Annotated in this window: 2 protein-coding genes; both read right to left on the reverse strand. The window is 66.8% G+C overall.

The window, feature by feature from the left end; all coding sequences use genetic code 11:
* Positions 1–1711 (reverse strand): SulP family inorganic anion transporter (locus WDW90_RS36595; protein ID WP_336492637.1); only part of this gene is annotated, 1711 nt, incomplete at its 3' end.
* A gap of 44 nt (positions 1712–1755) precedes the next feature.
* On the reverse strand, positions 1756–2055 hold the full coding sequence (locus WDW90_RS36600; RefSeq protein WP_336492638.1) for a helix-turn-helix domain-containing protein: 300 nt from the start codon (positions 2053–2055) through the stop codon (positions 1756–1758).
* Positions 2056–2066: the final 11 nt, after the last annotated feature.

The following is a 2066-nucleotide window of genomic DNA, read 5'->3' on the forward strand; positions in this document are numbered from 1 at the left end:
TGGCGTCTTCGGCATCCGCCTTGTTGTGGGCGGCTACGACAGCATCGCCGATCGTCGACCGGAACCGCACGCGTGGTGGGCGGATGCCGTGGACCAGCAGAACGCGGCGGACGGAGCGGCTTGCCCCCGTAAGATAGACCGCCGTGCCTTGGCGGCCCGCCTTCCGGACGAAACCCTCGATGGTGGCGGCCGCGGTGGAATCGAGCACTGGAACGGCCGAGAAGTCGATCACGTAGGCTTTCGGCACCTCGCCAAGCCGGTCCAGTGCTGCCGCAACGCTGGCGGCCGCGCCGAAGAAGAAGGCCCCGGAAATTCGGTATACGATGACGTCCGGGTCCGTGGCGAGCTCGGCATCGTACGCCTGGCGCCCGTTGCCGTTCGCGGTGTCAGGCTGATCCATCTCGCTGACCAGCCGGGCGTCCTCAATCTCCACTGCCTGCGCCATGCGGTGCAGGAACAGGAGCGCGCTGAGGCCAAACCCGATGAGAATGCCCTCCGTGAGATCGCGGAACACCACCAGCAGGAAGGTCGCGAGCAGCACGGCGGCATCGCCCCGTGACGCGCGAAGCAGGGTCGCGAATTCGTGCTTCTCGGCCATGTTCCAGGCGACCACGGCCAAGACAGCGGAGAGCGCCGGGAGCGGGATGTAGCTCGCGAGCGGTGCGGCCACGAGCATGAACAGGAGCAGGAAGGCCGCGTGCATCATGCCGGAGACCGGCCCCCGCGCTCCGGCACGGACGTTCGTGGCGGTTCGGGCAATCGTGCCCGTGACGCAGAAGCCGCCGAATAGCGCGGAGGCCATGTTGGCCACTCCTTGAGCCGTGAGCTCGCAGTTCGAGCGATGGCGACGGCCGGTCATGCTGTCGGCCACCACTGCCGAGAGCAGGCTTTCGATGCCGCCCAGCAAAGCAAACGAGAGCGCCGCGGGCAGGACGGCAGCAAGCTTCTCCAGCGACAGCGACGGCAGCTGCGGGGCTGGCAGAGAGCGCGGGATGCCTCCGAACTGGGTTCCGATCGTCCCCACCGGCAGGGTTAGCAGCCAAGCCATCACGGCCGCTAGGATCACGGCGATCAGGAAGGCGGGCCAATGTGGCCGGAAACGCCGGATGGTGAGGATTGTGGCCACGGTCAGGGCGGAGACCGCCAGAGCCGGGACACTGAGCGTCGGGAGGGCCTTGCCCAATGAGAGCAGCTTGGGGAGGAACGGACCCGGCTCCTTGCCCGGCAGCGTCAGGCCGAGAAGCTCCTTCACTTGGCTGGCGAAGATGATCACGGCGATGCCCGAGGTGAAGCCAACCGTGACGGGATAGGGAATGTACTTGATGAAGGTGCCGAGCCTGAGAAGACCGACCACCAGCAGGACCAGCCCGGCGAGCAGGGTTGCGAGGATCAGACCATCGACGCCCTGCTGCTCCACCGTGGCCGACACCAGCACGATGAAGGCGCCGGCTGGGCCACCGATCTGGAAGCGGCTGCCGCCGAGTGCGGACACAAGGAAACCACCCACAATGGCGGTGTAGAGGCCACGATCCGGCGTGACGCCGGACGCAATGGCAATGGCCATGGAGAGTGGCAGGGCGACGATGGCTACCGTCAGGCCGGCCACGATGTCGGCCCGCAGGTCCGCGAGCCCGTAGCGCTCCCGTAGGATAGTGACGAGCTTGGGGGTGAACAGCTCAACGAAGGTGGGCTCACGTATCCCAGTGGCCATCACGACTCGCTCGATTCCAACTCCTCGGGTGACATGGGCCGTCCTCAGCCGGCGCTTGCCCTCGCGGAGCCTCCGTTCTGGACGGGCCCGCGGGTCTTTGGGCTCTTCAAGCGAACGCCGCGCCCGCTGCCGACGCTCGGCAGGTTCTCGCCAATGAGCTCGACACCCGCGGCGTCAAAAGCCTCGACAACCTTGGTCAAGGTGTCCACGACGCCGCGCACGTTCCCCTCGCTGGCTTCCATGCGCTGAATGGTGGGCAGCGACACACCTGACATCTCCGCGAGCTGCCGTTGGTCGATACCGAGCAGGGCTCGCGCGGCACGCATCTGGGCGGCAGTGATCAAGCGCATCATCC

This window comes from Methylobacterium nigriterrae (genome assembly GCF_037106235.1).
In the GTDB taxonomy this organism is placed as follows: domain Bacteria; phylum Pseudomonadota; class Alphaproteobacteria; order Rhizobiales; family Beijerinckiaceae; genus Methylobacterium; species Methylobacterium nigriterrae.